The sequence below is a fragment of the Streptomyces humidus genome, assembly GCF_014649655.1.
GTDB classification, from domain to species: domain Bacteria; phylum Actinomycetota; class Actinomycetes; order Streptomycetales; family Streptomycetaceae; genus Streptomyces; species Streptomyces humidus.
In genome coordinates this window covers 66,287-92,523 of sequence record NZ_BMTL01000014.1, presented here as the reverse complement: position 1 = coordinate 92,523, position 26,237 = coordinate 66,287, and the positions used below count along the sequence as shown (strand labels likewise).

Genomic DNA, 26,237 nt, shown 5'->3' with positions numbered 1-26,237 from the left:
GTCCCGGGATTCGGGAGTGCGAGGGGATCTCGATAGGCTGACCGCCTACCACGTTGCCGTACGGCAGAGGCGCGGCGCGTACGCAAGGAGGATCGAGAACTGATGGCAGGCAACTCGGACCCGCTCACGCCGCGGGCCAAGATCGCCGTGACCGCCGGCAAGGCGGTCGCGGCGGCGTCGCGCGCGGCGGGGCGCGGCAGCGGTTCGGTGATCGGCGGCCGGGTGGCGCTCAAGCTCGACCCCGACCTCCTCGCCCGGCTCGCCCAGAACCTGGACGTGATCCTCGTCTCGGCGACCAACGGCAAGACCACCACGACCCGGTTGATCGCCGAGGCGCTGCGGGCCGCCGGGCCGGTCGTGTCCAACGCGCTGGGCGCCAACATGCCGGCCGGCATCACCTCCGCTCTCGCGGGCGGCTCCGAGGCCCGCTACGGCGTGATCGAGGTCGACGAGAAGTACCTCGCGGGCGTGGCCCGGGACACCGCCCCCAAGTGCATCGCGCTGCTCAACCTCTCCCGCGACCAGCTGGACCGCGCCGCCGAGACCCGCATGCTCGCGGAGAACTGGCGTGAGGGCCTCGCCGGTTCCAAGGCGGTCGTCGTCGCCAACGCCGACGACCCGCTGGTGGTGTGGGCGGCCTCCTCCTCCCCCAACGTCGTCTGGGTCGCCGCCGGGCAGATGTGGAAGGACGACGCCTGGTCGTGCCCGTCCTGCGGCGGCGTCATGCAGCGGCCCGGGGACGACTGGTTCTGCGGCGAGTGCGGGTTCCGGCGCCCCACGCCCAGCTGGGCGCTCAGCGGCGACCACGTCCTGGACCCGCACGGGTCCGCCTGGCCCATCCACCTGCAGCTGCCGGGCCGCGCCAACAAGGCCAACGCCGCCTCCTCCGCCGCCGTGGCCGCCGTCTTCGGGGTGCCGCCGCAGGTGGCGCTGGAGCGGATGTACGCGGTGCAGGCCGTCGCCGGGCGCTACGACGTCGTCCAGTTCCAGGGCCGCGACCTGCGCCTGCTGCTCGCGAAGAACCCCGCGGGCTGGCTCGAGACGTTCAGCCTGATCGATCCGCCGCCCACGCCGGTGATCCTCTCGGTGAACGCGCGCGGCGCCGACGGCACCGACACCTCCTGGCTGTGGGACGTCGACTACACCCGGCTGACCGGTCACCCGATCTTCGTCGTCGGCGACCGCAAGCTGGACCTGGCGGTGCGCCTGGAGGTCGCCAACCAGCACTTCCAGGTGTGCGAGAACCTCGACCAGGCCGTGCAGCAGGCGCCGCCGGGCCGGATCGAGGTCATCGCGAACTACACCGCGTTCCAGGACCTCCGCCGCCGCGTCGGCAACTGACCCCGAAGGACGTTCCCATGAGCGACAACCAACTGCGGCTGGTGTGGATCTACCCGGACCTGCTGAGCACCTACGGCGACCAGGGCAACGCCCTCGTCGTCGAGCGGCGCGCCCGGCAGCGCGGGCTGGACGTGGCCCGGCTCGACGTGCGCAGCGACCAGCCGATCCCGACCTCCGGCGACATCTACCTCATCGGCGGCGGCGAGGACCGGCCGCAGCGGCTCGCGGCGGAGCGGCTGCGCCGGGACGGCCACCTGTACCAGGCGGTGAACAACGGCGCGATCGTCTTCGCGGTCTGCGCCGGCTACCAGATCCTGGGCCACGAGTTCGTCAACGACCTCGGCCAGCGCGAGCCCGGCCTCGGCCTGCTGGACGTGACGACGACGCGCGGCGAGGGCGAGCGCTGCGTCGGCGACGTCCTCGGGGACATCGACCCGCGGCTCGGCCTGCCCCCGCTGACCGGGTTCGAGAACCACCAGGGCATCACCCACCTCGGTCCGACCGCCCGCCCGCTCGCCCGCGTCACCCTCGGCAGGGGCAACGGCACCGGCGACGGCACCGAGGGCGCCTACAGCGACACCGTGTTCGGCACGTACATGCACGGCCCGGTGCTGGCGCGCAACCCGCTGATCGCCGACCTGCTGCTGAAGCTGGCGCTCGACGTCAACGCGCTGCCGCCGATCGACGACCACTGGTACGAGGCGCTCCGCAACGAGCGCATCGCCTCCGCTCAGCAGCCTGCGTGACCTGTACGTTCACCTGATCTTCAGGGTGCCGTCAGCAGCCCGTCTGGCGCTACGCCCGCACAGGTGAGCAGGCACGTCCAGCAGGCGGACGCGTGCTTCGGCCCCGCCCCCTCCTGCCGCTAGGGTGGCGGGGATTCGAGCCGGACAGCGTGGTCCGGACCGGCCCTCGTGAAGAAGGTTGTTTCGGGCTATGCGCATTGGTGTCCTCACGTCCGGCGGCGACTGCCCCGGCCTGAACGCCGTCATCCGGTCCGTCGTGCACCGCGCCGTCGCCGACCACGGCGACGAGGTCATCGGCTTCCGGGACGGCTGGAAGGGCCTCCTGGAGTGCGACTACCTCAAGCTCGACCTCGACGCGGTGGGCGGCATCCTCGCCCGCGGCGGCACGATCCTCGGTTCCTCCCGGGTCCAGCCCTCGCATCTGCGCGACGGTGTGGAGCGCGCCCGGGGCCACGTCGAGGAGCTCGGTCTCGACGCGATCATCCCGATCGGCGGTGAGGGGACCCTCAAGGCAGCCCGGCTGATGTCCGACAGCGGGCTGCCCATCGTGGGCGTGCCCAAGACCATCGACAACGACATCGCCGTCACCGACGTCACCTTCGGCTTCGACACGGCCGTCGGCGTCGCGACCGAGGCCCTCGACCGGCTGAAGACGACCGCCGAGTCGCACCAGCGGGTTCTGGTCGTCGAGGTCATGGGGCGCCACACCGGCTGGATAGCGCTGCACTCCGGCATGGCGGCGGGCGCGCACGCCATCGTCGTGCCGGAACGGCCCTTCGACATCGAGGAGCTGGCCCGCCGGGTCGGCGAGCGGTTCGAGGCGGGGAAGCGGTTCGCGATCGTCGTGGCGGCGGAGGGCGCGAAGCCCGCTCCCGGCGGCATGGCCTTCGACGAGGGCGGCAAGGACGTCTACGGGCACGAGCGGTTCGCCGGCATCGCCCGGCAGCTGTCCATCGAGCTGGAGTCCCGGCTCGGCAAGGAGGCCCGGCCGGTCATCCTGGGTCATGTGCAGCGCGGCGGCACGCCGACCGCCTACGACCGGGTGCTGGCCACCCGGTTCGGCTGGCACGCGGTGGAGGCCGTGCACCGGGGCGAGTTCGGCCGGATGACGGCCCTGCGCGGCACGGACATCGTCATGGTGCCGCTGTCGGAGGCCGTCGAGACGCTGAAGACGGTTCCGGCGGAGCGGTACGAGGAGGCCGAGACCGTCCTGTAGGAGCGCCACGACTCCAGCCGCCCCCGGTGACAGAGATCGCCGGGGGCGGTTCTACTCTTGGGGCGGCAGGAAACGTACAACCCCCCACGAATCAGGAGCCGGCGCAATGGATCACAGCGGGCACGGCATGACCATGGATCTGCCGCCGTTCACGCTGGGACGCGGCCTTCAGTGGTCGGCGGACCCGTTCTTCCTCGTCGCCTGTGTCGTGGGACTCGGCCTGTACGCATGGGGCGTGCTGCGGCTGCGGCGACGCGGCGACTCGTGGTCGGCCGGGCGGACGGTGTCGTTCGTGGTCGGCGTGCTGACCGTCGCGCTGGTGATGTGCACCGGTCTGAACGACTACGGCATGGTCATGTTCAGCGTGCACATGGTGCAGCACATGGTGATCAGCATGCTGTCGCCGATCCTGATCCTTCTCGGCGCGCCCATGACGCTCGCGCTGCGCGCGCTGCCGGCCGCCGGCCGGGGCCGCAAGGGGCCCCGGGAGCTGCTGCTGATGCTCCTGCACAGCCGGTACATGCGGATCGTCACCCACCCCGCCTTCACCATCCCGCTGTTCATCGCGAGTCTCTACGCGCTGTACTTCACACCGCTGTTCGACTTCCTGATGGGCTCCAGGACGGGGCACCTCGCGATGATGGTGCACTTCCTGGCGGTCGGCGTGGTGTTCTTCTGGCCGATCATCGGCGTGGACCCGGGGCCGAACCGGCCGGGCTACCTGATGCGGATGCTGGAGCTGTTCGCGGGCATGCCGTTCCACGCGTTCTTCGGCATCGCGCTGATGATGGCCTCGGAGCCGATGGTGGAGACGTTCAAGAACCCGCCCGCCTCCCTCGGCATCGACGCGCTGGCCGACCAGAACGCGGCGGGCGGCATCGCCTGGGCGTTCAGCGAGGTCCCGTCCGTACTGGTGCTGATAGCGCTGCTGTTCCAGTGGTACGGCTCCGAACAGCGGCAGGCGAAGCGCAAGGACCGGGCCGCCGACCGCGACGGGGACCAGGAGCTGGAGGCGTACAACGCCTATCTTGCGTCACTCGGCGCACGCGGACGCTGAACCCGGGGCACCATGGAGGGGGAACACGCCCTGCGGAGGGGCGGCCCACAGGAGGGTGTCGCGATGGCCGGTACCACGGACAGTTCCACCAAGACCATGGGAGTGCTCACCGTCGGCGGGCTCGTCATGGTCACCGCCTACACGGTGGCGCTCGGCAGCAACGGCTGGCTGTGGTTCGGCTGGGTCGTGCTGGGGCTGATCACGCTCGCCCTGGCCGTGCTGCGGACCGGCTGATCAGCCGGGGGCGAGGCGGCCCGCCGAGTGAACGCCCGGCTGGTATTTCGGCAGCCGGGCGGTGATCTTCATGCCCGCTCCGAGGGCGGTCTCGATGACGAGGCCGTGGTCGTCCCCGTAGACCTGGCGCAGCCGGTCGTCCACGTTGGACAGGCCGATGCCGCCGGACGGGCTGGCCTCGCCGGCCAGGATGCGGTGCAGCGCGACCGGGTCCATGCCCGCGCCGTCGTCCTCGATGACGACCAGTGCCTCGGCGCCCGCGTCCTGCGCGGTGATCCGGATGTGGCATGCGTCGGCCTTGCCCTCCAGTCCGTGTTTGACGGCGTTCTCCACGAGCGGCTGCAGACACAGGAAGGGCAGGGCCACCGGCAGGACCTCGGGGGCTATCTGGAGGGTGACGGCGAGGCGGTCGCCGAAGCGTGCCCGGACCAGGGCGAGGTAGTGGTCGATGGCGTGCAGTTCGTCGGCGAGGGTGGTGAAGTCGCCGTGCCGGCGGAACGAGTAGCGGGTGAAGTCGGCGAACTCCAGGAGGAGTTCACGGGCGCGCTCGGGGTCGGTGCGCACGAACGAGGCGATCACGGCGAGCGAGTTGAACACGAAGTGCGGGGAGATCTGGGCGCGCAGGGCCTTGATCTCGGCCTCGATGAGTCTGGTGCGGGACTGGTCGAGGTCGGCCAGCTCCAGCTGGACGCTCACCCAGCGGGCCACCTCCGCAGCCGCCCGGACCAGGACGGCGGACTCGCGGGGCGCGCACGCGACGAGGGCCCCGTGCACCCGGTCGTCGACGGTGAGGGGGGCGACCACGGCCCAGCGGACGGGGCAGTCGGCGTGCTCACAGGTGAGGCGGAAGGCCTCGCCGCGGCCGCTCGCCAGGGGGCCGGCCAGTCGCTCCATGATCTCGGCGCGGTGATGGGATCCCACTCCGTCCCAGGCCAGCACATCCTTCTGGTCGGTCAGGCACAGGGCGTCCGTGCCGAGCAGGGTGCGCAGTCTGCGAGCTGACCTGCGGGCGGTCTCCTCCGTGAGGCCGGCCCGTAGCGGGGGCGTGGCGAGGGCGGCGGTGTGCAGGGTCTGGAAGGTGGCGTGCTCGACGGGGGTGCCCAGGCCGCCCAGGCTCTGCGGGCGGGCGGTGCGGCGGCCCAGCCAGAAGCCGGCGGCGAGGAACGGCAGGATCGCGATGCACACGCCCGCGAGGAAGCTGCTCATGCCCTCGCCTCCGAGGCCCGCAGCTCCTGTGCGCCCAGTTCCTCCGGCAGGTGGAAGCGGGCCAGGATCGCCGCGGTGCCAGCCGGGACGCGCCCCGGGGTGGCCAGGGACACCAGGATCATGGTGAGGAAGCCCAGCGGCACGGACCACAGCGCGGGCCAGGCGAGCAGGGCGTGCACGGCGCCCGTGCCCGGCAGGCCCGCCATGGTCGCGGCGACGGCGACGAACGCCGACCCGCCGCCCACCAGCATCCCGGCGGCCGCGCCGGGCGGGGTCAGCCGCCGCCACCAGATGCCGAGGACCAGCAGCGGGCAGAAGGAGGACGCCGACACCGCGAAGGCCAGCCCGACGGCGTCGGCCACCGGCAGGCCGCCGACCAGGAAGCTCGCGGCGAGGGGCGCGGCCATGGCCAGTCCGGTGCCCAGGCGGAAGTGCCGCACGCCTCTGGCCGGCAGCACGTCCTGGGTGAGGACGCCCGCCACGGCCATCGTCAGCCCGGACGCAGTGGACAGGAACGCGGCGAACGCGCCCCCGGCGATCAGCGCGCCCAGCAGGTCGCCGCCCAGGCCGCCGATCACCCGGTCGGGCAGCAGCAGGACGGCGGCGTCGGCGTCGCCGCTGAGGGTGAGTTCGGGGGTGTAGAGACGGCCGAGGGCGCCGTAGAGGGGCGGCAGGAGGTAGAAGGCGCCGACCAGCGCGAGGACGGCGACCGTGGTGCGGCGGGCGGCCACCCCGTGCGGGCTGGTGTAGAAGCGGACGACCACGTGCGGCAGGCCCATGGTGCCGAGGAACGTGGCGAGGATCAGCCCGTAGGTGGCGTACAGCGGGCGTTCCTCGCGGCCGGCGGCCAGGGACGTCGACATGCCGCCGTTGCTGCCGCGCTCGGCGGTGGGCACCTCGGCGCCGCGGGCGAAGGTGAGGCGGGCGCCCCGCTCGATGTGGTGGGAGCCGGCGGCCAGCCGCAGGACGGCGCCCTCGTGCGGACGGCCGTCGACCGTGCCGTCCACCGTGACGGTCAGCGGGCGCTCCAGTCGGAGGTCGAGGGTGGCGTCGACCCGCACGACCCGCCGGTCGCGGAAGGCGGGCGGTTCCTCGAAGGCGCCGCGGGGGGCGCCGTCGCCCTGCCAGGCGAGTGCCAGGAACAGGGCGGGGACGAGGAGGGCGGTGAGCTTGAGCCAGTACTGGAAGGCCTGCACGAAGGTGATGCTGCGCATGCCGCCCGCGGCGACGGTCGCCGTGACCACCACGGCGACGATGAGTCCGCCGAGCGAGTCGGGGGCGCCGGTCAGCACGGTCAACGTCAGTCCAGCGCCCTGGAGCTGGGGGATGAGATAGAGCCAGCCCACGCCGACCACGAAGCCGCCCGCGAGCCGTCTGACCGCCTGTGAGGCGAGCCGGGCCTCGGCGAAGTCGGGGAGGGTGTAGGCGCCCGAGCGGCGCAGCGGGGCGGCCACGAACAGCAGCAGGACCAGATAGCCGGCGGTGTAGCCGACCGGGTACCAGAGCATGTCCGGTCCCTGGACGAGGACGAGGCCGGCGATGCCCAGGAAGGAGGCGGCGGAGAGGTACTCGCCGCTGATGGCGGCCGCGTTGAGGCGGGGGCCGACGGTGCGGGAGGCGACGTAGAAGTCGGAGGTGGTGCGGGAGATGCGCAGGCCGAACGCCCCGACGAGCACGGTCGCGACCACGACCAGGGCGACGGCCGGGACGGCGAACGTCGGGTTCACCGGTCCTCGACCAGCCGCACGAAGTCCCGCTCGTTGCGCTCGGCGCGGCGCACGTACCAGCGGGCGAGCAGGACGAGCGGGGCGTAGAGGCAGAAGCCGAGGACCGCCCACTCCAGCCGGTGGGCGTCGGGCATCGCCGCGAACAGCAGGGGCAGCGGGCCGACGAGGAGCGTGAGGACCGCGAACACCGTGAGGGCGGCGCGCAGTTGGGAGCGCATCAGGGAGCGGACATAGGTATGGCCGAGGGTGGTCTGCTCGTCTATCTCGGTGCGCGGGCGGTAGGAGCCGAAGGCGTGGGGGTGCCGGCCGCGCGAGCGCAGCCGCGCGTGCGGGAGTGTGCGGCGAGCGGGGCCGGTGACGACGACGCGGCGGTCGGCGGGGTCCGGGTGCGGCACGGCTAGGGCCTCCTCATCAGCAGGTCGCGCAGTTCGCGGGCGTGACGGCGGCTGACCTGGAGTTCCTCGCCGCCGACCAGGACGCTCACCGTGCCCGCGTCCAGGCGCAGTTCGCCTATGTGGCGCAGGGCGACGAGGTGGCGGCGGTGGATGCGGACGAAGCCGCGGGCGCGCCAGCGCTCCTCGAGGGTGGACAGCGGGATCCGGACGAGGTGGCTGCCGCGGTCGGTGTGCAGGCGCGCGTAGTCGCCCCGGGCCTCGACGTGGGTGATGTCGTCGACGGCGACGAAGCGGGTGACGCCGCCGAGTTCGACGGGTATGTGGTCCGGGTCGGGCTCGTGCACGGGGATCGGCGGCGCGGCCCCGCGCAGTTCGGCGGCCCTGCGTTCGACGACGCGGCGGACCGCCTCGGCGAGGCGTTCCTTGCGCACGGGCTTGAGGACGTAGTCGACGGCCTTGAGGTCGAAGGCCTGGACGGCGAAGTCCTCGTGGGCGGTGACGAAGACGACCAGGGGCGGCCTGGCGAAGCCGGTGAGGAGACGGGCCAGGTCGAGGCCGTCGAGGCCGGGCATCTGGATGTCGAGGAAGACGACGTCGACGGCCTCGGGGCCCTGCGGTCCGGACTCCAGGGCCCGGTTGATGCGGCGCAGCGCCTCGGTCGCGTCGCCCGCGCCCTCCACGCTGCCGATGCGGGGGTCCGCGGTGAGCAGGTAGAGCAGCTCTTCCAGCGAGGGGCGTTCGTCGTCGACGGCGAGGGCGCGCAGCATGAAGGTGGAGTGTAGGGGCGATCCGCACCGCTGGACACGTACGGGGGTGCCGCCGCGCGCGCTGTCCTACAGTGCCCGCATGAACAGCGCGCCCGCCCCGTTCGACGAGCTCGACCGGAAGATCATCACCGCTCTGATGGCGAACGCCAGGACGAGCTTCGCCGAGATCGGTACGGCGATCGGCCTGTCCTCGACGGCCGTCAAGCGCCGGGTGGACCGGCTGCGGGACACCGGGGTGATCACCGGTTTCACGGCGACGGTGGAGCCGTCGGCGCTGGGGTGGCGCACCGAGGCGTACGTGGAGGTGTACTGCGAGGGCGCGGCTCCGCCCCGCCGTCTGGCGGAGGTGGTGCGCAACCATCCGGAGATCACCGCGGCGATGACGGTGACGGGCGGGGCGGACGCCCTGCTGCACGTGCGGGCGCGGGACGTGGAGCACTTCGAGAACGTGCTGGAGCGGATCCGCGCCGAGCCGTTCATCCGCAAGACGATCAGCGTGATGGTGCTGTCGCATCTGCTGCCGGACAGCCCGGAGGCCGGCGCGACCCAGCCCGCTCCGGAATAAACCCGTTCGCGCGCAGCAAGCCTGCGTTCGCCGGGATCATCACGCAGCATTACTGCGCGGACACGCAATGCCCGTTCCTTGTCGTGCGTGCCTGTCAGTTCCTACCGTGGTGTCAACCCTCAGTCGACACCCGCAGGGAAACGGAGGAATCCCTCTGTGACCGAAACCCGCGTGGGGCGCTCCCGGCGCTACCTCGTCTGCGAACCCCGGCACTTCGCCGTGCGGTACGCGATCAACCCCTGGATGCGTCCCGACACCCCCGTCGACGTCGACCTCGCCCAGGAGCAGTGGCAGACGCTGATCCGCGCCTACCGGGCGCACGGCCACACCGTGGACAGCGTGGAGCCGGCCCCCGGTCTGCCCGACATGGTCTTCGCCGCCAACTCGGCGGTCGTGGTGGCGGGCCGGGTCTTCGGCTCCCTCTTCCACGCGCCGGAGCGGCGGCCCGAGTCCGACCACTACGACACCTGGTTCCGCGCGGCGGGCTACGACGTCCACCGGCCCGAGTCGGTCTGCGAGGGCGAGGGGGACCTGGTATGGACCGGCCGCCATGTGCTGGCCGGCACCGGGTTCCGCACGACGCGGGAGGCACACCGGGAGGTTCAGGAGTTCTTCGGCCATCCGGTGATCAGCCTGACCCTGGTGGACCCGCACTTCTACCACCTGGACACGGCGCTGTTCGTCCTGGACGACGGGCACGACGCAAACATCGCGTACTACCCGCAGGCGTTCTCCCCCGGCAGCCGTGCGGTGCTCGCCCGGCTGTACCCGGACGCGGTGCTCGCCACCTGCGACGACGCCGTGGCGTTCGGTCTGAACTCGGTCTCCGACGGTCGCCATGTCTTCATCGCGCCCCAGGCCGAGGCCCTCGCCGCGCGGCTCGGCGAGCGCGGCTACGTCCCCGTCCCCGTCGACCTCTCGGAGTTCCGGAAGGCCGGCGGCGGCATCAAGTGCTGCACCCAGGAGATCCGTCCATGACCGCACCCGTCGTGCCCGCCCGCTCCTCCGCCGATCTGATCCGCGCCGAGGAGCCCGTGCTCGCGCACAACTATCATCCGCTGCCCGTGGTCGTCGCGAGCGCCGAGGGAGCATGGGTGGAGGACGTCGAGGGCCGCCGCTACCTCGACATGCTGGCCGGCTACTCGGCCCTCAACTTCGGCCACCGCCATCCGGTGCTGGTCGAGGCGGCCCACCGCCAGCTGGACCGGCTCACGCTCACGTCCCGCGCGTTCCACAACGACCGCCTGGCCGGGTTCGCCGAGCGGCTCGCCCGGCTGACCGGCCTGGACATGGTCCTGCCGATGAACACGGGCGCGGAGGCGGTGGAGAGCGCCGTCAAGGTGGCGCGCAAGTGGGCGTACGAGGTGAAGGGCGTGCCCGCCGACCGGGCGACGATCGTGGTCGCCGCGGACAACTTCCACGGCCGCACCACGACCATCGTGAGCTTCTCGACGGACGAGACGGCCCGGGCGGGCTTCGGACCGTTCACACCGGGCTTCCGCGTGGTCCCGTACAACGACCTGGCCGCGCTGGAGGCGGCGGTCGACGAGACGACGGCGGCGGTGCTGATCGAGCCGATCCAGGGCGAGGCGGGCGTGATCGTGCCCGACGACGGCTACCTGGCCGGGGTGCGGGAGCTGACCAGGCGGACGAACTGCCTCTTCGTCGCGGACGAGATCCAGTCCGGCCTCGGACGCACCGGCCGCACGCTGGCCGTGGAACACGAGGGGGTGACGCCCGACGTGCTGCTGCTCGGCAAGGCGCTGGGCGGCGGCATCGTGCCGGTGTCGGCGGTGGTGGCCCGGCGGGAGGTGCTGTCGGTGCTGCGGCCCGGGGAGCACGGGTCGACCTTCGGCGGCAACCCGCTGGCCGCGGCCGTCGGCACGGCGGTGGTGGAGCTGCTGGAGACGGGCGAGTTCCAGCGCCGGGCGGCCGAGCTGGGCGTCGTCCTGCGGGACGGGCTCTCCAGGCTGGTCGGCAAGGGTGTGGTCGGCTTCCGGGCCAGGGGGCTGTGGGCGGGCGTCGACGTCGACCCGGCGCTGGGCACCGGCCGCGAGGTGAGCGAGCGCCTCATGCGGGAGGGCGTACTGGTCAAGGACACCCACGGCTCGACCGTCCGGCTGGCGCCGCCGCTGACGATCACCGCCGACGAACTGGTCTCGGCGCTGGCCTCGCTGGAGAGGGTGCTGACGCAGGGGAGCTGAAGGACACCGCGGGAGCGGCCGGGGCACCGGGGTGGCCCGGGGGCCCGGCCGCTCCGCGATCGGACCGATCCGGCCGCGGCTGATCCGCGAGCACCCGGATCTGCGAGGTCTGCGACGGCGGCGCCACCGCACCCTGCGAGGTTTCGACGGCGGGCCACCACACCCTTGCGCCGTCCGCGCGCCGCCGACGAGGGCGGCCGCGGCCTGTTGCCGGTCTCCCGGGGCGCCCGGCCGTGGGGCGCCCGGATTCTCCCGGCGGGCAAGGCCGTCCGGGCCGAGCGACCGCTCACGGGTCCCCGGCGGACGAACGACGAGCCGATATACCGCGACACATGAGAAAATGGCGCGAAACCGGCGGATGGGGCGCGAGCCATGAACGACACGGCGATCGACTACGCGGCGGTCTTCCAGGCCCTGCCCGGCATGGTGGCGCTGCTGACACCCGGACTGGTGTACGCGGACGTCAACGTCGAGTTCCTGCGCGCGACGGGCCGCAGTCGCGACCAGATGATCGGCCGGCACCTCTTCGACGTCTTCCCCGACAACCCCAACGACGCGGCCGCGAGCGGCATGCGCAACCTGGAGGCCTCGCTGCGCCGGGTGCTGGCCACCGGCGAGCGGGACGCCATGGCGCTGCAGCGCTACGACGTGGAGTCGGTCGAGCGGCCCGGCGAATGGGACGAGCGCTACTGGAGCCCGGTCAACGCGCCGGTCCATGGCCCGGACGGGTCGGTGGTCCTGCTGGTGCACCGCGTCGAGGAGGTCACCGAACTGATCCGGGCGCGCGGCGGACGCGGGGGCGACGGACACGGGAGCCGGGGCCGGGTCCTGGAGGCCGAGCTGTACACCCGGGCCCGTGAGCTGCAGGAGCTCAACGAGCGGCTGCGCCTGGCGCACGCCCGGGAACGCGAGGTGGCGATCGCCCTCCAGGAGGCGATGCTGCCGGCTCGCCGGCAGGTGGGACACCACCGGGCGGCCGTGCGCTACCGGCCGGCGGTCGGCGCGCTCAACGTGTGCGGGGACTGGTACGACCTGGTCGACCTGGTCGGCGGCAACCGCATCGGCGTGTCGGTCGGCGACGTCGTCGGGCACGGGCTGGAGGCCGCCGGGGTGATGGGCCAGCTGCGCAGCGCGCTCAGCGCCGCCTCCCGGGTGGCCGAGGGGCCGGCCGAGGCGCTGAACGTCCTCGGCCGGTACGCGCACGTCGTGGACGGCGCCGAGTCGGCCACCGCGGTCACCACGTTCATCGACTTCGACCACCACACGATCGCCTACAGCAGCGCCGGGCACCCGCCGCCGATGCTCGTCCACGCCGACGGCCACGTGGAGTGCCTCGACCGGGCCACCGACCCGCCGCTCGACGCCCGCCCCACCCCGACCCCCCGGCCCCAGGCGTGCACCACCTACGACGACGGCGCCACCCTCGTCCTGTACACCGACGGCCTGGTGGAACGGCGGCGGGAGGACATCGACACCGGCCTGAACCGCCTCGCCGACGCCCTGTCCCGGCATCGCGACGACGACCCCGAGACCCTGGCGGACGCGGTGCTGTTCGAGCTCCTGCCTGTCGGCGGCGCCACCGACGACACGGCCCTGGTGGTCGTACGGCTGTGAAGGGAGGAGCCCGGACCGGGCTGGATCCGCCCGGTTCCTGCCGTCGCCGCCTGCCCCTACACTGACACCCCACGCCATGCCGGTTGACCTGCTGGAACACGGCGGCGAGCCGATCCGCCGGACCCGAGGAGCGACTCCCTTTGTTCTACTACCTCCTGAAATACGTGGTGTTGGGGCCGCTGCTGAGACTGCTCTTCCGGCCCCGGATCGAGGGCCTGGAGCATGTGCCGGACTCGGGAGCGGCCATCATCGCGGGCAACCACCTGTCGTTCTCGGACCATTTCCTGATGCCCGCGATCCTGAAGCGCCGTATCACCTTCCTCGCCAAGGCCGAGTACTTCACGGGTCCCGGCGTCAAGGGACGGCTGACCGCCGCCTTCTTCCGCAGCGCCGGCCAGATCCCGGTCGACCGCTCCGGCAAGGAGGCCGGCCAGGCGGCGATCCGCGAGGGGCTGGGGGTGCTCGCCAAGGACGAGTTGCTCGGCATCTATCCGGAAGGCACCCGCTCGCACGACGGCCGCCTCTACAAGGGCAAGGTCGGCGTCGCGGTGATGGCCCTGAAGTCCGGCGCGCCGGTGGTCCCCTGCGCGATGATCGGCACCTTCGAGGCGCAGCCGCCCGGCAAGAAGGTCCCGACGCTGTACCCCGTGACGATCCGCTTCGGCGAGCCGCTCGAATTCTCCCGCTACCTCGGCATGGAGAACGAGAAGGCCGTGCTGCGGGCGATCACCGACGAGATCATGTACGCGATCCTGAAGCTGTCGGAACAGGAGTACGTGGACCGGTACGCGGCGGTCGCCAAGGCGGAGCAGGCCGAGGCGAAGGCGAAGTCCGGGCGGACGGACCGGCCCGGCAAGTTCCGTCGCACACGGCAGGACTGACGTCACGTCACAGAGCGCGGCGGGTGGGGCGGACGCCGGAGGGGCGGCCGGATCGGTCCGGCCGCCCCTCACTGCCTGCCGAAGGTGCTTACGGCACGGGCGTGGCGTGCGGGGCGCAGGTGACGTCCGCCCGGTCCAGCTTCCCGGTGAGGAGGTACGCGTCCACCCGGGGGTTGATGCAGGCGTTGACCAGCCCGGTCACGCCGTGGGAACCGGCGCCCTTCTCGGTGATCAGACGCGAGCCCTTGAAGCGCCGGTGCAGCTGGACGGCGCCGTCGTACGGGGTGGCGGCGTCGTTGGTCGACTGCACGATCAGGACCGGCGGCAGCCCCTTGCGGGTGGTGACGTCCACCGGGGTCTGCTGCTTGACCGGCCAGTAGGCGCACGGGAGGTTCAGCCATGCGTTGGCCCAGGTCATGAACGGGTAGTCCTTGTTGAGCCGCGTGTTGTCGGCGTTCCACTTCCGCCAGCTGGTGGGCCACTTGGCGTCGGTGCACTCCACGGCCGTGTAGACGGCGTTGCCGTTCTCCGAGGAGATGTTGCCGGCCGTGTCGGTCAGGTCCGGCGCGGCCGCGTCGACGAGCGCCTGGGTGTCTCCCGCGACGTACTTGCTGAAGACGGTGGCGATCGGGACCCAGGAGGAGTCGTAGTACGGGGCGCTCTGGAAGAAGGAGATCAGCTCCGCCGGACCGACCAGGCCGCCGATGGGGTTCTTCTTCGCCGTGGCGCGCAGCTGGAGCCACTTGGTCTGGACGGCGGCGCGGGTGGCGCCGAGGTGGAAGGTGGCGTCGTTCTTGGCGACCCAGTCCTGCCAGTCCTTCCAGCGGCCCTCGAAGGCCACGTCCTGGTCGAGGTTGGCCTGGTACCAGATCTTCTCGCGGGACGGGTTGACGACGCTGTCGACGACCATCCGGCGCACGTGGCCCGGGAAGAGGGTGCCGTAGACGGCGCCGATGTAGGTGCCGTAGGAGACGCCCAGGTAGTTGAGCTTCTTCTCGCCGAGGGCGGCCCGGATGACGTCCAGGTCGCGCACGGTGTTCAGCGTGGTCATCTGGGGCAGCATCTCGCCGCTGCGCTCGTAGCAGCCGTCGGCGTACTCGCGGGCGAGCTTGATCTGGGCGAGCTTGTCGGCCTCGCTGTCCGGGACCGGATCGGCCTTGGGCGCCTTGACGAACTCCTGCGGGTCGATGCAGGAGATGGGCGCGGAGTGGCCGACGCCGCGGGGGTCGAAGCCCACGAAGTCGTAGGCCTTGGCCACGTTGGCCCACACGGGCGCCTTGGTGATGACGCGGCGCGGGAAGCGCAGACCGGAGCCGCCGGGCCCGCCGGGGTTGTACACGAGCGCGCCCTGGCGCTCCTTCGCCGTGCCCGTGTTGCCGATGCGGTCCACGGCGAGCTTGATCTTCTTGCCGTTCGGCCTGGCGTAGTCGAGCGGGACGGTGACCCAGCCGCACTGGATCGGCTTCTCCAGGCCCCAGTCGGCCGGGCACGCCTGCCAGTCGATGCCTGCCTTGGCGGCGCGCTCGGCGGCGAGGGCGGCGCCCCGGGCCTCGCGGTCCTGGCCCGGACGGCCGCTGGCCGCGCCGGCCGTGGGCGCCGCGACGGCACCCGCGATCAGGGTCGCGGTGACGAGTACGCCCGCCGAGCCCAACGCTGCGGTGCGCTTGTTCGGTCGTATGTCCTTCAAGTGGGAACTCCCCTGGTTTATGGCGGCAGATGGATCCTCGCGGCTGTGAGGCGCCTGAGAAAAGGTGTCGTTGACCTTCTTTGCCAATCCGATAACCGGAACGAAAAGTACCGCTCACCGGATGTCCCACTCGGCGAGCGCCTCGTCCAGCACGCGCCGCAGCCGCAGCCCGTCGGGCGCGACGGCGGTGACCAGGGCGGCGGGTCCGGCCAGCGGCATGACACAGGCGTGCTCCGCGAAGATCCTGGGCTCCATCGGCCGCTCCGCGAACTCCGGTCGCGCGAGCAGAAGTTGACCGACCGCCCGATGTCCCGCGAGCACGGCGGGGCCGTCCCAGCCGCCGGGCGCGCCGGGCCCGCAGGTCAGTTCCTGGTCCAGGACGACCCGGCCGGCGATCCGCACGACCAGCCGGCTGCCGAGCCGGCCGGGCTCCTCCCGCATCCGCCCGAGCACCTGCTCCTCACGCAGGACGAGCCGCGCTCCGGCGTCGAGGTCGACCCGGGTGACGACGGACAGGTCGCTGCCCTTCGCGGAGATCAACGGCTCGGGCAGCCAGTGCAGTTCACCCCGGTCGGCGACGGTGAGGCGCACCTCGTAGCGGGCGCCCTCCTTGGTCTGGCCGGGGAGCGCGATGGTCGCGGCGGCCGACCCCACCCGCAGCCGGGCGCCGCCGCCCACGTCGGCCTCGACGGCGAAGCGGTCACCGCCGAGGGGACCGCTCATCGCCCCGACGAGCATGACGCGCGCCTCGGACGCGGCTCCCCGGGTGCGCCGCAGGGCGAGCGGGCCGTCGCTCTCCAGGACGGGGAGCGAGGTCCCCCCGCGCCCGTCGCCGCGCGCCCCGATCCGCGCGGTGGCGTGCACACCGCCCATGTCACGCCGTCCAGGCGGCGAGCCGTGCCCGCACCCAGCCGGCGACGTCGGCGACGCCGCTCTCGCTTCTCAACGACTGGAAGACGACGGGCAGTCCGGCTCGCTGGGCCTTCGCGTCGGCCGCCATCCGGGCGAGGTCGGAGCCCACGTACGGCGCGAGGTCGGTCTTGTTGACGACCAGCAGGTCGGCGGTGGTGACGCCGGGCCCGCCCTTGCGCGGGATGTCGTCCCCGCCGGCGACGTCGATGACGAAGATCTGCGCGTCCACGAGGCCCTTGGAGAAGGTGGCGGTGAGGTTGTCCCCGCCGGACTCGACGAGGATCAGGTCCAGCGGCCCGACCTCGTCCTCCAGGTCCTCCACGGCTTCGAGGTTGGCGGAGATGTCGTCGCGGATCGCGGTGTGCGGGCAGGCGCCCGTCTCGACGGCGGTGATCCGCTCCGGCGGCAGCACGGCTTCGCGCAGGAGGAACTCGGCGTCCTCGCGGGTGTAGATGTCGTTGGTGACGACCGCCAGGGACAACCGGTCGCGCAGGGCCCGGCAGAGGGCGGCGACGGTTGCCGTCTTGCCGGAGCCGACGGGCCCGCCGAGTCCCACGCGCAGGGCGCGGCGCGAGCCGTCGGGGCGACGGGCGTCGGCGCTGAGGGCGGCGGGACCGTGCGGGGAGTGGTCAAGATGCACAACGGCTCCAATCCGGCCGGGCCAATCGATTCGGCCCGTCTGGGGCCCCCTTCCGGGGGAGTGCGATGACGAGGCCCGTTCGAGGGCCGAGGGGGCTCCGGGGACGAAGCCCGCGGGAGCGGGGAGGGACGGCAGGGAGAGATGAAGGGAGGGACGGCGGGAGGGCGAGGTCTCACGACGCGAACAGCCGCACCGGCCAGGCCGCATGCACCTCCGCCCCGATCTCCAGCAGCGGCGCGGACGCCGCGGGCAGCACGTCGACGCCCTCGGTCCGCACCGCGGTCGCGGAGGTGACCGCCCGGTCGGCCACCCGGTCCAGTTCCGGCGCCAGCCGGGCCAGCACCGCCGTCGCCTCGAAGGGGTCGAGGCTCAGCAGCCGCACCACGGCGGTGGCCGGTCCGCCGACGCTCTCGTAGACCGCGCAGTACGCCGCGTCCGTCGGTCCGAGACCGGCCGCTCGCGCCGCCAGCCCCAGCACCACCGGCTGATGAGCGCCCTTGGGGAACCGGCGTGCCACGGCGTCCAGTTCGCCGTCCGGCCAGGTGGCGCGGGCCGCCCTCATCAGCTGGCGGCCCAGTCTGCGGGACGTGGTCCGCAGCGCGGGGGACGGCGTCCGGGCGTCCGCCGCCACGTCCAGCCCGGCCGGGTCCGCCCCGGCGGCCGCCGCCGCGGCCAGCGCCGCGGCGACCAGTCCCGCGGTGTGCAACCGCCCCCGGCAGAAGGCCTCCAGGTCCGCCGCGCCCGTGATCCGGCCCGCCTTCACCGCCGCCTCCGCCCCGCCGGAGTGCGCGTGCCCTCCCGCGGGGAAGCGGCCGTCGGCCAGGACGAGAAGTGCCGCCCTTGTCACGTCGATGTCCTCCAGGCCCGGATCTCAGAACAGGAAGTACCGCTGGGCCATGGGCAGTTCGGCGGCCGGAGTGGCCTCGACGAGCTCCCCGTCGATGTGCACGGCGAAACTGTCCGGATCGACCTGGACGCGCGGCCGGGCGTCGTTCTCCCGCATGTCCGCCTTGGTCACCGCGCGCGTGGAGTCGATGGCGACGAACTTCTTGCCGAGCTGCAGCCGTTCCGGCAGGCCGTCCTCGATCGCCAGCGATGCCACGAAGTTGACCGAGTTCGACGCGGGCGCCCGGCCGATCGCGCCGAACATCGGACGCGGCAGGACCGGCTGCGGGGTCGGGATGGAGGCGTTGGCGTCGCCCATCTGCGCGTAGGCGATCTGGCCGCCCTTGAGGACCAGATGGGGCTTGACGCCGAAGAAAGCGGGCTCCCAGAGCACCAGGTCGGCGAGCTTGCCGCTCTCGACCGAGCCGATCTCGCGCGCCAGGCCCTGTGCGAGCGCGGGGTTGATCGTGTACTTGGCGACATAGCGCCGCACGCGGTGGTTGTCGGCCCGGCCGTCGCCCGGCAGCGCGCCCCTGCGGCGCTTCATCACGTGCGCCGTCTGCCAGGTCCGCAGGATCACCTCGCCGACCCGGCCCATGGCCTGGGCGTCGGAGGAGATGATCGAGATGGCCCCGAGGTCGTGCAGGACGTCCTCGGCCCCGATCGTCGACGGGCGGATCCGGGACTCCGCGAACGCCAGGTCCTCCGGGACAGCAGGGTTGAGGTGGTGACACACCATCAGCATGTCGAGGTGTTCCTCGGCGGTGTTCACCGTGTAGGGGCGCGTGGGGTTCGTCGAGCTGGGCAGCACGTGCGGCTCGGAGACGACGGTCATGATGTCGGGCGCGTGCCCGCCCCCCGCGCCCTCGGTGTGATAGGCGTGGATGCCGCGCCCGGCGATCGCGGCGAGCGTGTCGCCGACGAAGCCCGCCTCGTTGAGGGTGTCCGTGTGGATGGCCACCTGGATGCCGGTCCGGTCGGCGACGGTCAGCGAGGCGTCGATGACCGCCGGCGTCGAGCCCCAGTCCTCGTGCAGCTTCAGCCCCACCGCCCCGCCCCGGATCTGCGACAGCATCGCGTCCTGCGAGACGGTGTTGCCCTTGCCGAGGAAGCCGACGTTCAGCGGGTACTGCTCCATCGCCTCCAGCATCCGGGCGAGATGCCATGGACCGGGCGTCACGGTGGTCGCCTTCGAGCCCTCGGCCGGGCCGGTGCCGCCGCCGACCAGGGTGGTGACGCCCGAGGACAGCGCCTCGTCGGCGATCTGGGGACAGATGAAGTGGACGTGCGCGTCGACCGCGCCGGCCGTCAGGATCCGCCCGTTGCCGGCGATGATCTCGGTCTCCGGGCCGATGACCAGGTCCGGGTGGACGCCGTCCATCGTGTCGGGGTTGCCGGCCTTGCCGATGCCGGTGATCCGCCCGTCGCGGATGCCGACGTCGGCCTTCACCACTCCCCAGTGGTCGACGACGACAGCCCCGGTGATGACGGTGTCGGGCGTGCCGTCGGCGCGCGTGGCCCGTGATTGCCCCATGGACTCCCGGACGACCTTGCCGCCGCCGAACACCGCCTCCTCGCCGGCGAGCCCGGGGCCGCCGCAGCGGTCCTCCTCGATCTCGATCAGCAGGTCGGTGTCGGCGAGCCGGATGCGGTCGCCGGTCGTGGGACCGAACAGGTCGGCGTAGGCGGGCCGCGAGATCTCAGGCATCGAGGGCGCCTCCGGTCTCCCCGCGCAGCCCGGGCACGACACGGGCCCCGGCGAGGGCGACGAGTTCGACGTCGACGGGGATCCCGGGCTCGAAGCGCACGGCGGTGCCGGCGGCGACGTTCAGCCGCTTGCCGCGGGCGGCCGCGCGGTCGAACTCCAGGCCGGGGTTGGCCTCGGCGAAGTGGTAGTGGGAGCCGACCTGGACCGGCCGGTCGGCGGCGTTGAGCACGGTGAGCCGGGTGACCTCCCGGCCCTCGTTGCAGACGATCGCGTCCTCGGCGAAGAGGATCTCTCCGGGAATCACGGCGGCCTCCCCCGTCACACGATCGGGTCGTGGACGGTGACGAGCTTGGTGCCGTCCGGGAACGTGGCCTCGACCTGGACGTCGTGGACCATCTCGGGGATGCCCTCCATGACGTCGTCGCGCGTCAGCAGGTTGCGGCCGGAGGCCATCAGCTCGGCGACCGTGCGGCCGTCCCGCGCGCCCTCCAGGATGTGCGACGTGATCAGGGCCACCGCCTCGGGGTGGTTGAGCCTGAGACCGCGGGCGCGGCGCTTCTCGGCGACGTCGGCCGCCACGTGGATCAGCAGCCTCTCCTGCTCGTGCGGGGTCAGTTGCATGTCCCGCCTCACCTCCTCGCTCCGGACCGTGCGGGGCCCGGTTGCCGCGGGCCACGGAGGAAACCCCCTGGTGGCATGGATCGGCAGGCTAGTGGGACCGCATTTCGAGCACGTTAACCAAGTCGTGATCGTCGCGTCCCCCGCCGCTCCGACGGGCCGGCGTCCCGTGACGCCCGCGAGACGTGCCGGGACCGCGTCCGCGCGCGGGAGGCCGCCGGGGCGGGACGCCGTCGGGGGCGGGGCCGTATACGGCGCGGCTACGACGGGCTCGGCCCCCGGCACTCCGCCGTCACGCCGAACCGGTGCTGTTCGCGGGGGGCGGACGCGACCTCGCGCACGGCAGTGACCGAGCTGATCACCGGCTGCTCCGCCGGTCGGTCGAGTTCGTCGAGTCGCTCCAGGTCGGCGGCGGAGACGAGGGCGACGAGGGGTTTGCCGTGCCGGGTCACGACCACGCGCTCACCGCCGTACACGACGCGGTTGATCAGGTCGGCGAGTTCAGCCCTGGCTTGCGTCACCGGAATCTCGTAGGCCATGGCACCATTCTAACGGCACGTACGTCCTGTACATTTTTTACAGATGCGCCAGACGCAGAAGGAGGGGCACCATGCACCGACCGTCCGCCCGCCACGTCCTGCCCGAGTTCACCGAACGCACGAGCTCCGGCCACCGGACGCTGGATCCGTACTCGAAGCTGCTGGAGGAACGGATCGTCTTCCTGGGCACGCCGGTCGACGACGTCGCGGCCAACGACGTCACCGCCCAGTTCATGTATCTGGAGCACAAGGACCCGGACCGGGACATCGCGCTGTACATCAACTCCCCCGGCGGTTCGTTCAGCGCGCTGACGGCGCTCTACGACACGATCCGCTTCGTCACCTGTGACGTGTCCACGACCTGCCTGGGCCGGGCGGACTCGTCCGCGGCGGTGCTGCTGGCGGCCGGCGCTCCCGGCAAGCGGTTCGCACTGCCGGGCGCGCGGATGACGATCCGCCAGCCGTCCCTGCCCGAGCCCGTCGAGGGTCAGGCGAGCGACCTCGCCATCCAGGCCGACGAGCTGGCGCGCACCCGGGCGGCCCTGGAGGGGATGCTCGTCCGGCACACCGGGCGGACGCCGGAGCAGGTCGCCGCGGACACCGAGCGGGATCTGTTCCTGACCGCCCAGGAGGCCGTGGAGTACGGCCTGGTGGACGGGATCATCCCCAGCCGCAAGGGCTCGGCCGGCTCCCAGGGCCGGGGGTGAGCCGCCGATGGTGCCCGAGCTGCCGCCGCTGCCCGCCCTGACACGCGCCGAGGCCGAGTTGATCGACGGTTACCTGGACGTCGTCGACCTGCTCGGCCGGATCAACCCCGCCCACCACGGCGACACCTACCGCGGACTGCGCGCCGCCCAGGCGCTGGTGACCAAGGCGACGGCGCTGCGCGACGCGCTGACGCTGATGCACCAGCGGGGCGAGAGCGAGCTGCACGCGCCGACCCTCGCGCGGGCGCTGCGCGTCCTGGACGGGGAGCGCCGCACGGCGCGCGTCACGCTGCCCCCGCTCGCCGAGAGTTGACCCTGGCGCACCTCCGGTCCGGACGTCTCGTGGCGCGCACGCGACGACCGGACCGGAGTCGAAACGCCCCAGAAGGCGTACCCCCGTTCGGCAGAACGTCTACCGTTCGCCGGGACACGGAAAAGTTGCGCAAAAAGAGGCCCATCGAGCGGAGCGAGAGACGTCATGCCTGGTGGGAGCCACTGAGGCGGCTCCGCACCTGATCATCCATCAGAGTGTTCACCCGAACGGGTGAGTGGTGAGTAACCCCACAAATCCCCGGTTCCATTGGGATTTTCGGACATCCGTGAGCCAAGATCCCTGACTGACGACAAGCCCCCGCCACAAGAGGCGGGGCGGTCCGGGCGGACGCCGAGTCCTGCCGCCGCTCGGATGACCGGTCGACAGAAGTGCATCGGCAGGAGTGGAGGACCCAAGCACGACGGGTCGCCGGCACGTTCGGCTCCGCGAGGAGCCGTCGGGCCGAGCAGCCCTTGGGGTGAAGCCGCATCCGCGGCCGGGCAACTTCGCCAGCCCGAATCCGACAGGTCATCCTTCACAGGCGGCTGACGAAGGGTTGCGCATGACTGCGCTCAATCGTGTCCCGTCGCTCATGGCCCGGGCCGGTACGGCCTCGGCGTTCGCCATCGCCGCCGTGGGCGGCTCGATCGTGGTCCCGGGGCTCGCCTCCGACGCCGCGGCCGCCACACCGGCGACGAAGGCGCTCCAGATCGCCGCCTCCAAGAAGGGCGCCCCGTACCGGTACGGGGCCACCGGGCCGAAGAGGTTCGACTGCTCTGGGCTCACGCTGTACTCGTACAAGAAGGCCGGCAAGAGCCTGCCGCGGACGGCGGCCCAGCAGTACAACAAGACCAAGCACATCTCGGCGTCCAGCCGCAGGGCGGGCGACCTGGTCTTCTTCCACTCGGGGTCGAACGTGTACCACGTCGGGATCTACGCGGGTAAGGGCAAGATCTGGCACTCGCCGAAGACCGGCGACGTGGTGAAGCTGCAGAAGATCTGGACCAAGAGCGTCTGGTACGGCCGGGTGCGCTGAGCCGCCCGGCCACCGGGCCGGGGCCACTGAGCCTCCCGGGGCGGCGCGACGTCGTGCTGACGCGCCGTCATCGCCCCGGGACGTCCCCCTGCGCCGGGGACGCGAGCGCTCCGGTCGCCGGCCGCGCCGCCGGCACGGCCCACGGCAGCTCGACGGTGACCGTCTTCCCGCCCTCCCGGGTGGGCCGCACCGCCAGCCTGCCGCCGCACTCCGCGGTCAGCCAGCGGATGATGACCATGCCTCGGCCGTTGTCCTGCTGGACGGCGGCCGGCAGTCGCCGGGGGAAGCGCGGGTGGCTGTCCGTGACGCCGATGCGCAGGTGTTCGTCACGGTCGAGGACGAGACCCACCGTGAAGGTGGGCGACTGCCCGAAGGTGTGCTGCACGGCATTGGTGGCGAGTTCCGAGACGATCAGCCGGACCGTGTCGGCCTGCTCAGTGTCCGCCGGCAGACCCCATTCGGCGAGTGCGTCGACGACGAATCCGCGGGCCGCGGAGACCGAGGCGGGCTCGCTCGGCAGAGTGATGGATGCTTCCAGGTGATCTGCCATGGCGACGTCGTCCCTTTCCCACGGGACCGGGGTCCGACACGGTGCGTGTGGTTCGAGTACGGTCCCGGACTGGTGCTTCTTCGCCAGACTGCCATCACCGCGCCGGTCACGGAGGGGGATCCACCAAGATATGCATATATCTGTCGCCCGTTGCGGTGAACTCTGCCCCGGCAGAGCTTGTTCGGCCTGCCGGTGAGGAGTAAGGAGGAGCCCGTGCAGCACGGTCCCGCGGTGCGCCGCCGGAAGCTGGGCGCGGAACTGCGCGCTCTGCGCGCCCAGGCGGGCCTCACCAGTGGCGAGGCGGCCGGGCTCGTGGGCTGGCACCAGTCCAAGGTGAGCCGTATCGAGACCGGTGCCAGTGGATCGAAACCGGCCGATGTGCGGTTGCTCCTCGACGCCTACGGCGTGACCGATCAGCGGCTGCGGGAGCTGATGCTGGCGCTGGCGGGCGCCGGCGGGAGCGGTGGCCGCGATCACTGGTGGCACGCCTACCGCGGCGTGCTGCCGCCCGCGTACCGGGACTTCATCAGCCTGGAGGCGCAGGCGAGCGCCATGCGCACGCTGGAGACGAGCGTGGTGCCGGGTCTGCTGCAGACGCCCGAGTACGCGCGTGCGGTGACCAGCGCGGCCATGGAAGGGGTCGAGGAAGAGCAGGTCGACACCCTGGTGGAGGTGCGGATGGCCCGGCAGGACGTGCTGCGCGCACAGCCGCCGCTGGAGCTCGACGCGGTGCTGGACGAGGCGGTGCTGCGCCGGGAGGTCGGCGGGCCGGAGGTGATGGCACGCCAGCTCGGCCGGCTCGCGGAGGCCGCCCGGCTGCCCCACGTGCGGCTGCAGATCCTGCCGTTCTCGGCCGGCGCGCATATCGGCGTAACCGGCTCTTTCGTCATCTTTTCGTTCTCGCGCGCTTCTGATCTGGATGTGGTCGTTCTCGACCACCTGACGAGTAGCGTCTCTCTCGAACGGAAAGAAGACCTCCAGGCCTACACCGAGGCCTTCAACGCCCTCAGGGCGCACGCCCTTTCGCCCGAGGACTCGTCGGATTACCTCGCCGCGACAGCCGACGGCGCGTAAGGAGGCACCATGTCCGCAACACCGCGGAACGTACCTTCCCGTACCGATTCCGATCCTCTCCCGCAGATGCGGTGGCTGCGCAGCAGCTACAGCACGGGAGCGAACAACTGCGTCGAAACGGCCCGGCCTGCATCCGGTCCCTGGGCCGGCCTGCTCGCCGTACGCGACTCCAAGAACCCGGCCGGCCCCGCCCTGCTCTTCTCCCCCGACAGCTGGACGGGCTTCACGGCCTCGTTGCAGCGACCGTGACAACGTAGTCAGCCGGTCCGCCGACCGGTCTGCCGGTCGGTGGGCCCGTCTGCCGGCCGGCCGTCAGCGACGGGTCGTGGTCGCGGCACGCGGACTCACGGCCGGGTCGCGCCGACCACCCGGACAGCCTGTTCCAGCTCCGCCCCGGAGAGGTCCGCCCGGGCGGTCAGCCGCAGTCGTGAGATGCCGTCGGGCACGGAGGGAGGACGGAAGCAGCCCACGGCCAGGCCTGCCGACCGGCAGTCGGCCGCCCACCCCAGGGCCTGCTCCGGGGACGGCGCGCGCACGGAGACGACCGCGGCGTCGGGGCTCACCGCCTCCAGACCCGCGGCCGTCAGGCGCGCGTACAGCTCGTCCGCCACCGCACGCGCGCGTGCCGCGCGCTCGGGCTCCCGCCGCAGCAGTCGCAGGGCGGCCAGCGCCGCGCCCGCCGCGGCCGGGGCCAGGCCCGTGTCGAAGATGAACGTGCGGGCCGCGTTCACCAGGTGCTCGATCACCCGCGCGGGTCCCAGCACGGCGCCGCCCTGGCTGCCGAGGGACTTGGACAGCGTGACCGTGGCGACCACGTCGTCGGCGCCCGCCAGGCCCGCCGCGTACGGCGCGCCCTGTCCGCCCTCCCCGAGCACGCCGAGCCCGTGGGCGTCGTCCACCACCAGGCCCGCGCCGTGGTCGCGGCAGGCGGCCGCGAGGGCGGCCAGCGGGGCGGCGTCGCCGTCGACGGAGAAGACCGTGTCGGAGACGGCCACGGCCGGCCCGCCGTGGGTGCCGAGCGCCTTGCGTACGGCGTCCGGGTCGGCATGGGCGACGACCTGGGTGGCGCCGCGGGCCAGCCGGCACCCGTCGATGAGCGACGCGTGGTTGCCTGCGTCGGAGACGATCAGTGAGCCGTGGGGCGCCAGCGCGGTCACCGCGGCGAGGTTGGCCGCGTACCCGGAGGAGAAGACGAGAGCCGCCTCGAAGCCGCAGTGCTCCGCGAGCTCGCGTTCCAGCTCGGCGTGCAGTTCGGTGGTGCCGGTGACGAGCCGTGAGCCGGTCGCGCCGCCGCCCCAGGTGCGGGCCGCCTCCGCGGCGCCCTCGACGACCTCGGGATGCCGGGCCAGACCCAGGTAGTCGTTGCTCGCGAGGTCCAGGAGCGGCGAGTCCGCCGGACGGGGGCGCAGCGTGCGCACGAGTCCGGCCCGGCGGCGCAGTTCCGCCTGTTCGTCGATCCAGCCGAACGCCATGGGTCCTCCGGGGCTTTTGTAGGTAGCGGACAGACACTAGCGGCAGCGATCGCCGACTTCGGTGTGGCGATACCCACACGTCGAACCGGGTGTGTTGTGCGATCCCTACCTTGGCCCCGAGCGGGTACGTAAGACAGGATCGG

29 protein-coding genes and 1 riboswitch are annotated in these 26,237 nt (G+C 72.4%); of the genes, 15 read left to right on the top strand and 14 right to left on the bottom strand.

All coding sequences use genetic code 11. From position 1 onward, the window contains the following. Positions 1 to 102: 102 nt before the first annotated feature. The 5 genes from IE239_RS18095 to IE239_RS18075 all read left to right on the top strand — a co-directional run bounded on the left by IE239_RS18095 (position 103) and on the right by IE239_RS18075 (position 4,594). A complete protein-coding gene (locus IE239_RS18095; RefSeq protein WP_190150377.1) occupies positions 103 to 1,341 on the top strand; it encodes a MurT ligase domain-containing protein in 1,239 nt (412 codons plus the stop codon). A gap of 17 nt (positions 1,342 to 1,358) precedes the next feature. Next, a complete protein-coding gene (locus IE239_RS18090) occupies positions 1,359 to 2,087 on the top strand; it encodes a type 1 glutamine amidotransferase (protein WP_190150376.1) in 729 nt (242 codons plus the stop codon). Positions 2,088 to 2,277: 190 nt separating this feature from the next. Continuing rightward, positions 2,278 to 3,303: a 6-phosphofructokinase gene (locus IE239_RS18085; protein WP_190150375.1), complete on the top strand. Its 1,026-nt coding sequence runs from the start codon at positions 2,278 to 2,280 to the stop codon at positions 3,301 to 3,303. Positions 3,304 to 3,409: 106 nt separating this feature from the next. Next, entirely contained in the window at positions 3,410 to 4,360 is a 951-nt protein-coding gene (locus tag IE239_RS18080; protein WP_190150374.1) for a cytochrome c oxidase assembly protein, read from the top strand. Positions 4,361 to 4,423: 63 nt separating this feature from the next. Then, on the top strand, positions 4,424 to 4,594 hold the full coding sequence (locus IE239_RS18075) for a hypothetical protein (RefSeq protein WP_190150373.1): 171 nt from the start codon (positions 4,424 to 4,426) through the stop codon (positions 4,592 to 4,594). On the opposite strand, the gene IE239_RS18070 is transcribed toward IE239_RS18075, so the two are convergent. The 4 genes from IE239_RS18070 to IE239_RS18055 are packed head-to-tail and all read right to left on the bottom strand — an operon-like array spanning position 4,595 to position 8,689. After that, on the bottom strand, positions 4,595 to 5,800 hold the full coding sequence (locus IE239_RS18070) for a sensor histidine kinase (protein ID WP_190150372.1): 1,206 nt from the start codon (positions 5,798 to 5,800) through the stop codon (positions 4,595 to 4,597). Then, complete coding sequence (locus tag IE239_RS18065) at positions 5,797 to 7,527, bottom strand: sodium/solute symporter (RefSeq protein WP_190150371.1); 1,731 nt, start codon at positions 7,525 to 7,527, stop codon at positions 5,797 to 5,799. The genes IE239_RS18070 and IE239_RS18065 overlap by 4 nt, the downstream gene beginning before the upstream one ends. Then, a complete protein-coding gene (locus IE239_RS18060; protein ID WP_190150370.1) occupies positions 7,524 to 7,922 on the bottom strand; it encodes a hypothetical protein in 399 nt (132 codons plus the stop codon). Before IE239_RS18060 ends, IE239_RS18065 begins: the two co-directional genes overlap by 4 nt. 2 nt (positions 7,923 to 7,924) lie before the next feature. After that, positions 7,925 to 8,689, bottom strand: a complete 765-nt coding sequence (locus IE239_RS18055) for a LytR/AlgR family response regulator transcription factor (RefSeq protein ID WP_190150369.1) — start codon at positions 8,687 to 8,689, stop codon at positions 7,925 to 7,927. 79 nt (positions 8,690 to 8,768) lie between these two features. Here IE239_RS18055 and IE239_RS18050 point away from each other — a divergent pair, with 79 nt between their 5' ends. The 5 genes from IE239_RS18050 (at position 8,769) to IE239_RS18030 (ending at position 13,953) form a co-directional block, all read left to right on the top strand. Further along, positions 8,769 to 9,254 carry an Lrp/AsnC family transcriptional regulator gene (locus IE239_RS18050; RefSeq protein ID WP_069772743.1) on the top strand — a complete coding sequence of 162 codons (486 nt, stop codon included), beginning with the start codon at positions 8,769 to 8,771 and terminating at the stop codon, positions 9,252 to 9,254. A gap of 156 nt (positions 9,255 to 9,410) precedes the next feature. Next, a complete protein-coding gene (ddaH, locus tag IE239_RS18045; protein WP_190150368.1) occupies positions 9,411 to 10,232 on the top strand; it encodes a dimethylargininase in 822 nt (273 codons plus the stop codon). Continuing rightward, positions 10,229 to 11,458, top strand: coding sequence for an ornithine--oxo-acid transaminase (gene rocD, locus IE239_RS18040; protein WP_190150367.1), 1,230 nt, complete (start codon positions 10,229 to 10,231; stop codon positions 11,456 to 11,458). Before ddaH ends, rocD begins: the two co-directional genes overlap by 4 nt. Positions 11,459 to 11,830: 372 nt before the next feature. Continuing rightward, on the top strand, positions 11,831 to 13,072 hold the full coding sequence (locus tag IE239_RS18035) for a PP2C family protein-serine/threonine phosphatase (protein WP_190150366.1): 1,242 nt from the start codon (positions 11,831 to 11,833) through the stop codon (positions 13,070 to 13,072). Between the two features lie 140 nt (positions 13,073 to 13,212). Continuing rightward, positions 13,213 to 13,953 (top strand): lysophospholipid acyltransferase family protein, encoded by a 741-nt coding sequence (locus IE239_RS18030; protein WP_190150365.1) that lies wholly within the window; start codon positions 13,213 to 13,215, stop codon positions 13,951 to 13,953. Positions 13,954 to 14,041: 88 nt separating this feature from the next. On the opposite strand, the gene IE239_RS18025 is transcribed toward IE239_RS18030, so the two are convergent. From IE239_RS18025 to IE239_RS17990, 8 genes are all read right to left on the bottom strand, one after another. After that, a complete protein-coding gene (locus tag IE239_RS18025) occupies positions 14,042 to 15,640 on the bottom strand; it encodes an alpha/beta hydrolase (protein WP_190150364.1) in 1,599 nt (532 codons plus the stop codon). A gap of 114 nt (positions 15,641 to 15,754) precedes the next feature. After that, positions 15,755 to 16,513, bottom strand: a complete 759-nt coding sequence (locus IE239_RS18020; protein ID WP_190150363.1) for an urease accessory protein UreD — start codon at positions 16,511 to 16,513, stop codon at positions 15,755 to 15,757. Position 16,514: 1 nt separating this feature from the next. Then, a complete protein-coding gene (gene ureG / locus IE239_RS18015) occupies positions 16,515 to 17,192 on the bottom strand; it encodes an urease accessory protein UreG (protein WP_190150362.1) in 678 nt (225 codons plus the stop codon). A 172-nt stretch (positions 17,193 to 17,364) separates the two neighbouring features. After that, complete coding sequence (locus tag IE239_RS18010) at positions 17,365 to 18,039, bottom strand: urease accessory protein UreF (RefSeq protein WP_190150361.1); 675 nt, start codon at positions 18,037 to 18,039, stop codon at positions 17,365 to 17,367. Positions 18,040 to 18,063: 24 nt separating this feature from the next. Beyond that, positions 18,064 to 19,785, bottom strand: coding sequence for an urease subunit alpha (locus IE239_RS18005; protein WP_190150360.1), 1,722 nt, complete (start codon positions 19,783 to 19,785; stop codon positions 18,064 to 18,066). Beyond that, positions 19,778 to 20,089 (bottom strand): urease subunit beta, encoded by a 312-nt coding sequence (locus IE239_RS18000; protein WP_190150359.1) that lies wholly within the window; start codon positions 20,087 to 20,089, stop codon positions 19,778 to 19,780. The genes IE239_RS18005 and IE239_RS18000 overlap by 8 nt, the downstream gene beginning before the upstream one ends. A 14-nt stretch (positions 20,090 to 20,103) precedes the next feature. Beyond that, positions 20,104 to 20,406, bottom strand: coding sequence for an urease subunit gamma (locus IE239_RS17995; protein WP_190150358.1), 303 nt, complete (start codon positions 20,404 to 20,406; stop codon positions 20,104 to 20,106). Between the two features lie 257 nt (positions 20,407 to 20,663). After that, positions 20,664 to 20,942, bottom strand: a complete 279-nt coding sequence (locus IE239_RS17990) for a type II toxin-antitoxin system Phd/YefM family antitoxin (protein ID WP_190150357.1) — start codon at positions 20,940 to 20,942, stop codon at positions 20,664 to 20,666. A gap of 71 nt (positions 20,943 to 21,013) precedes the next feature. Here IE239_RS17990 and IE239_RS17985 point away from each other — a divergent pair, with 71 nt between their 5' ends. The 3 genes from IE239_RS17985 to IE239_RS17975 all read left to right on the top strand — a co-directional run bounded on the left by IE239_RS17985 (position 21,014) and on the right by IE239_RS17975 (position 22,998). Next, the gene (locus IE239_RS17985; RefSeq protein WP_190150356.1) at positions 21,014 to 21,649 is read left to right on the top strand and encodes an ATP-dependent Clp protease proteolytic subunit; all 636 of its coding nucleotides are present in this window, start codon (positions 21,014 to 21,016) and stop codon (positions 21,647 to 21,649) included. Between the two features lie 7 nt (positions 21,650 to 21,656). Then, complete coding sequence (locus tag IE239_RS17980; RefSeq protein ID WP_190150355.1) at positions 21,657 to 21,962, top strand: hypothetical protein; 306 nt, start codon at positions 21,657 to 21,659, stop codon at positions 21,960 to 21,962. 380 nt (positions 21,963 to 22,342) lie between these two features. Continuing rightward, positions 22,343 to 22,521: riboswitch (cyclic di-AMP (ydaO/yuaA leader) on the top strand. A gap of 3 nt (positions 22,522 to 22,524) precedes the next feature. Continuing rightward, positions 22,525 to 22,998, top strand: coding sequence for a C40 family peptidase (locus IE239_RS17975; RefSeq protein WP_190150354.1), 474 nt, complete (start codon positions 22,525 to 22,527; stop codon positions 22,996 to 22,998). A gap of 67 nt (positions 22,999 to 23,065) precedes the next feature. Here IE239_RS17975 and IE239_RS17970 read toward each other — a convergent pair whose 3' ends face one another. After that, on the bottom strand, positions 23,066 to 23,548 hold the full coding sequence (locus IE239_RS17970; protein WP_190150353.1) for an ATP-binding protein: 483 nt from the start codon (positions 23,546 to 23,548) through the stop codon (positions 23,066 to 23,068). A gap of 213 nt (positions 23,549 to 23,761) precedes the next feature. On the opposite strand from IE239_RS17970, the gene IE239_RS17965 reads away from it, so the two are divergent. Beyond that, a complete protein-coding gene (locus IE239_RS17965) occupies positions 23,762 to 24,622 on the top strand; it encodes a helix-turn-helix domain-containing protein (RefSeq protein WP_190150352.1) in 861 nt (286 codons plus the stop codon). 9 nt (positions 24,623 to 24,631) lie between these two features. After that, entirely contained in the window at positions 24,632 to 24,871 is a 240-nt protein-coding gene (locus IE239_RS17960; RefSeq protein WP_190150351.1) for a DUF397 domain-containing protein, read from the top strand. Between the two features lie 95 nt (positions 24,872 to 24,966). Here the strand turns inward: IE239_RS17960 and IE239_RS17955 are convergent, their stop codons facing one another. After that, on the bottom strand, positions 24,967 to 26,094 hold the full coding sequence (locus tag IE239_RS17955) for an 8-amino-7-oxononanoate synthase (RefSeq protein ID WP_190150350.1): 1,128 nt from the start codon (positions 26,092 to 26,094) through the stop codon (positions 24,967 to 24,969). Positions 26,095 to 26,237: the final 143 nt, after the last annotated feature.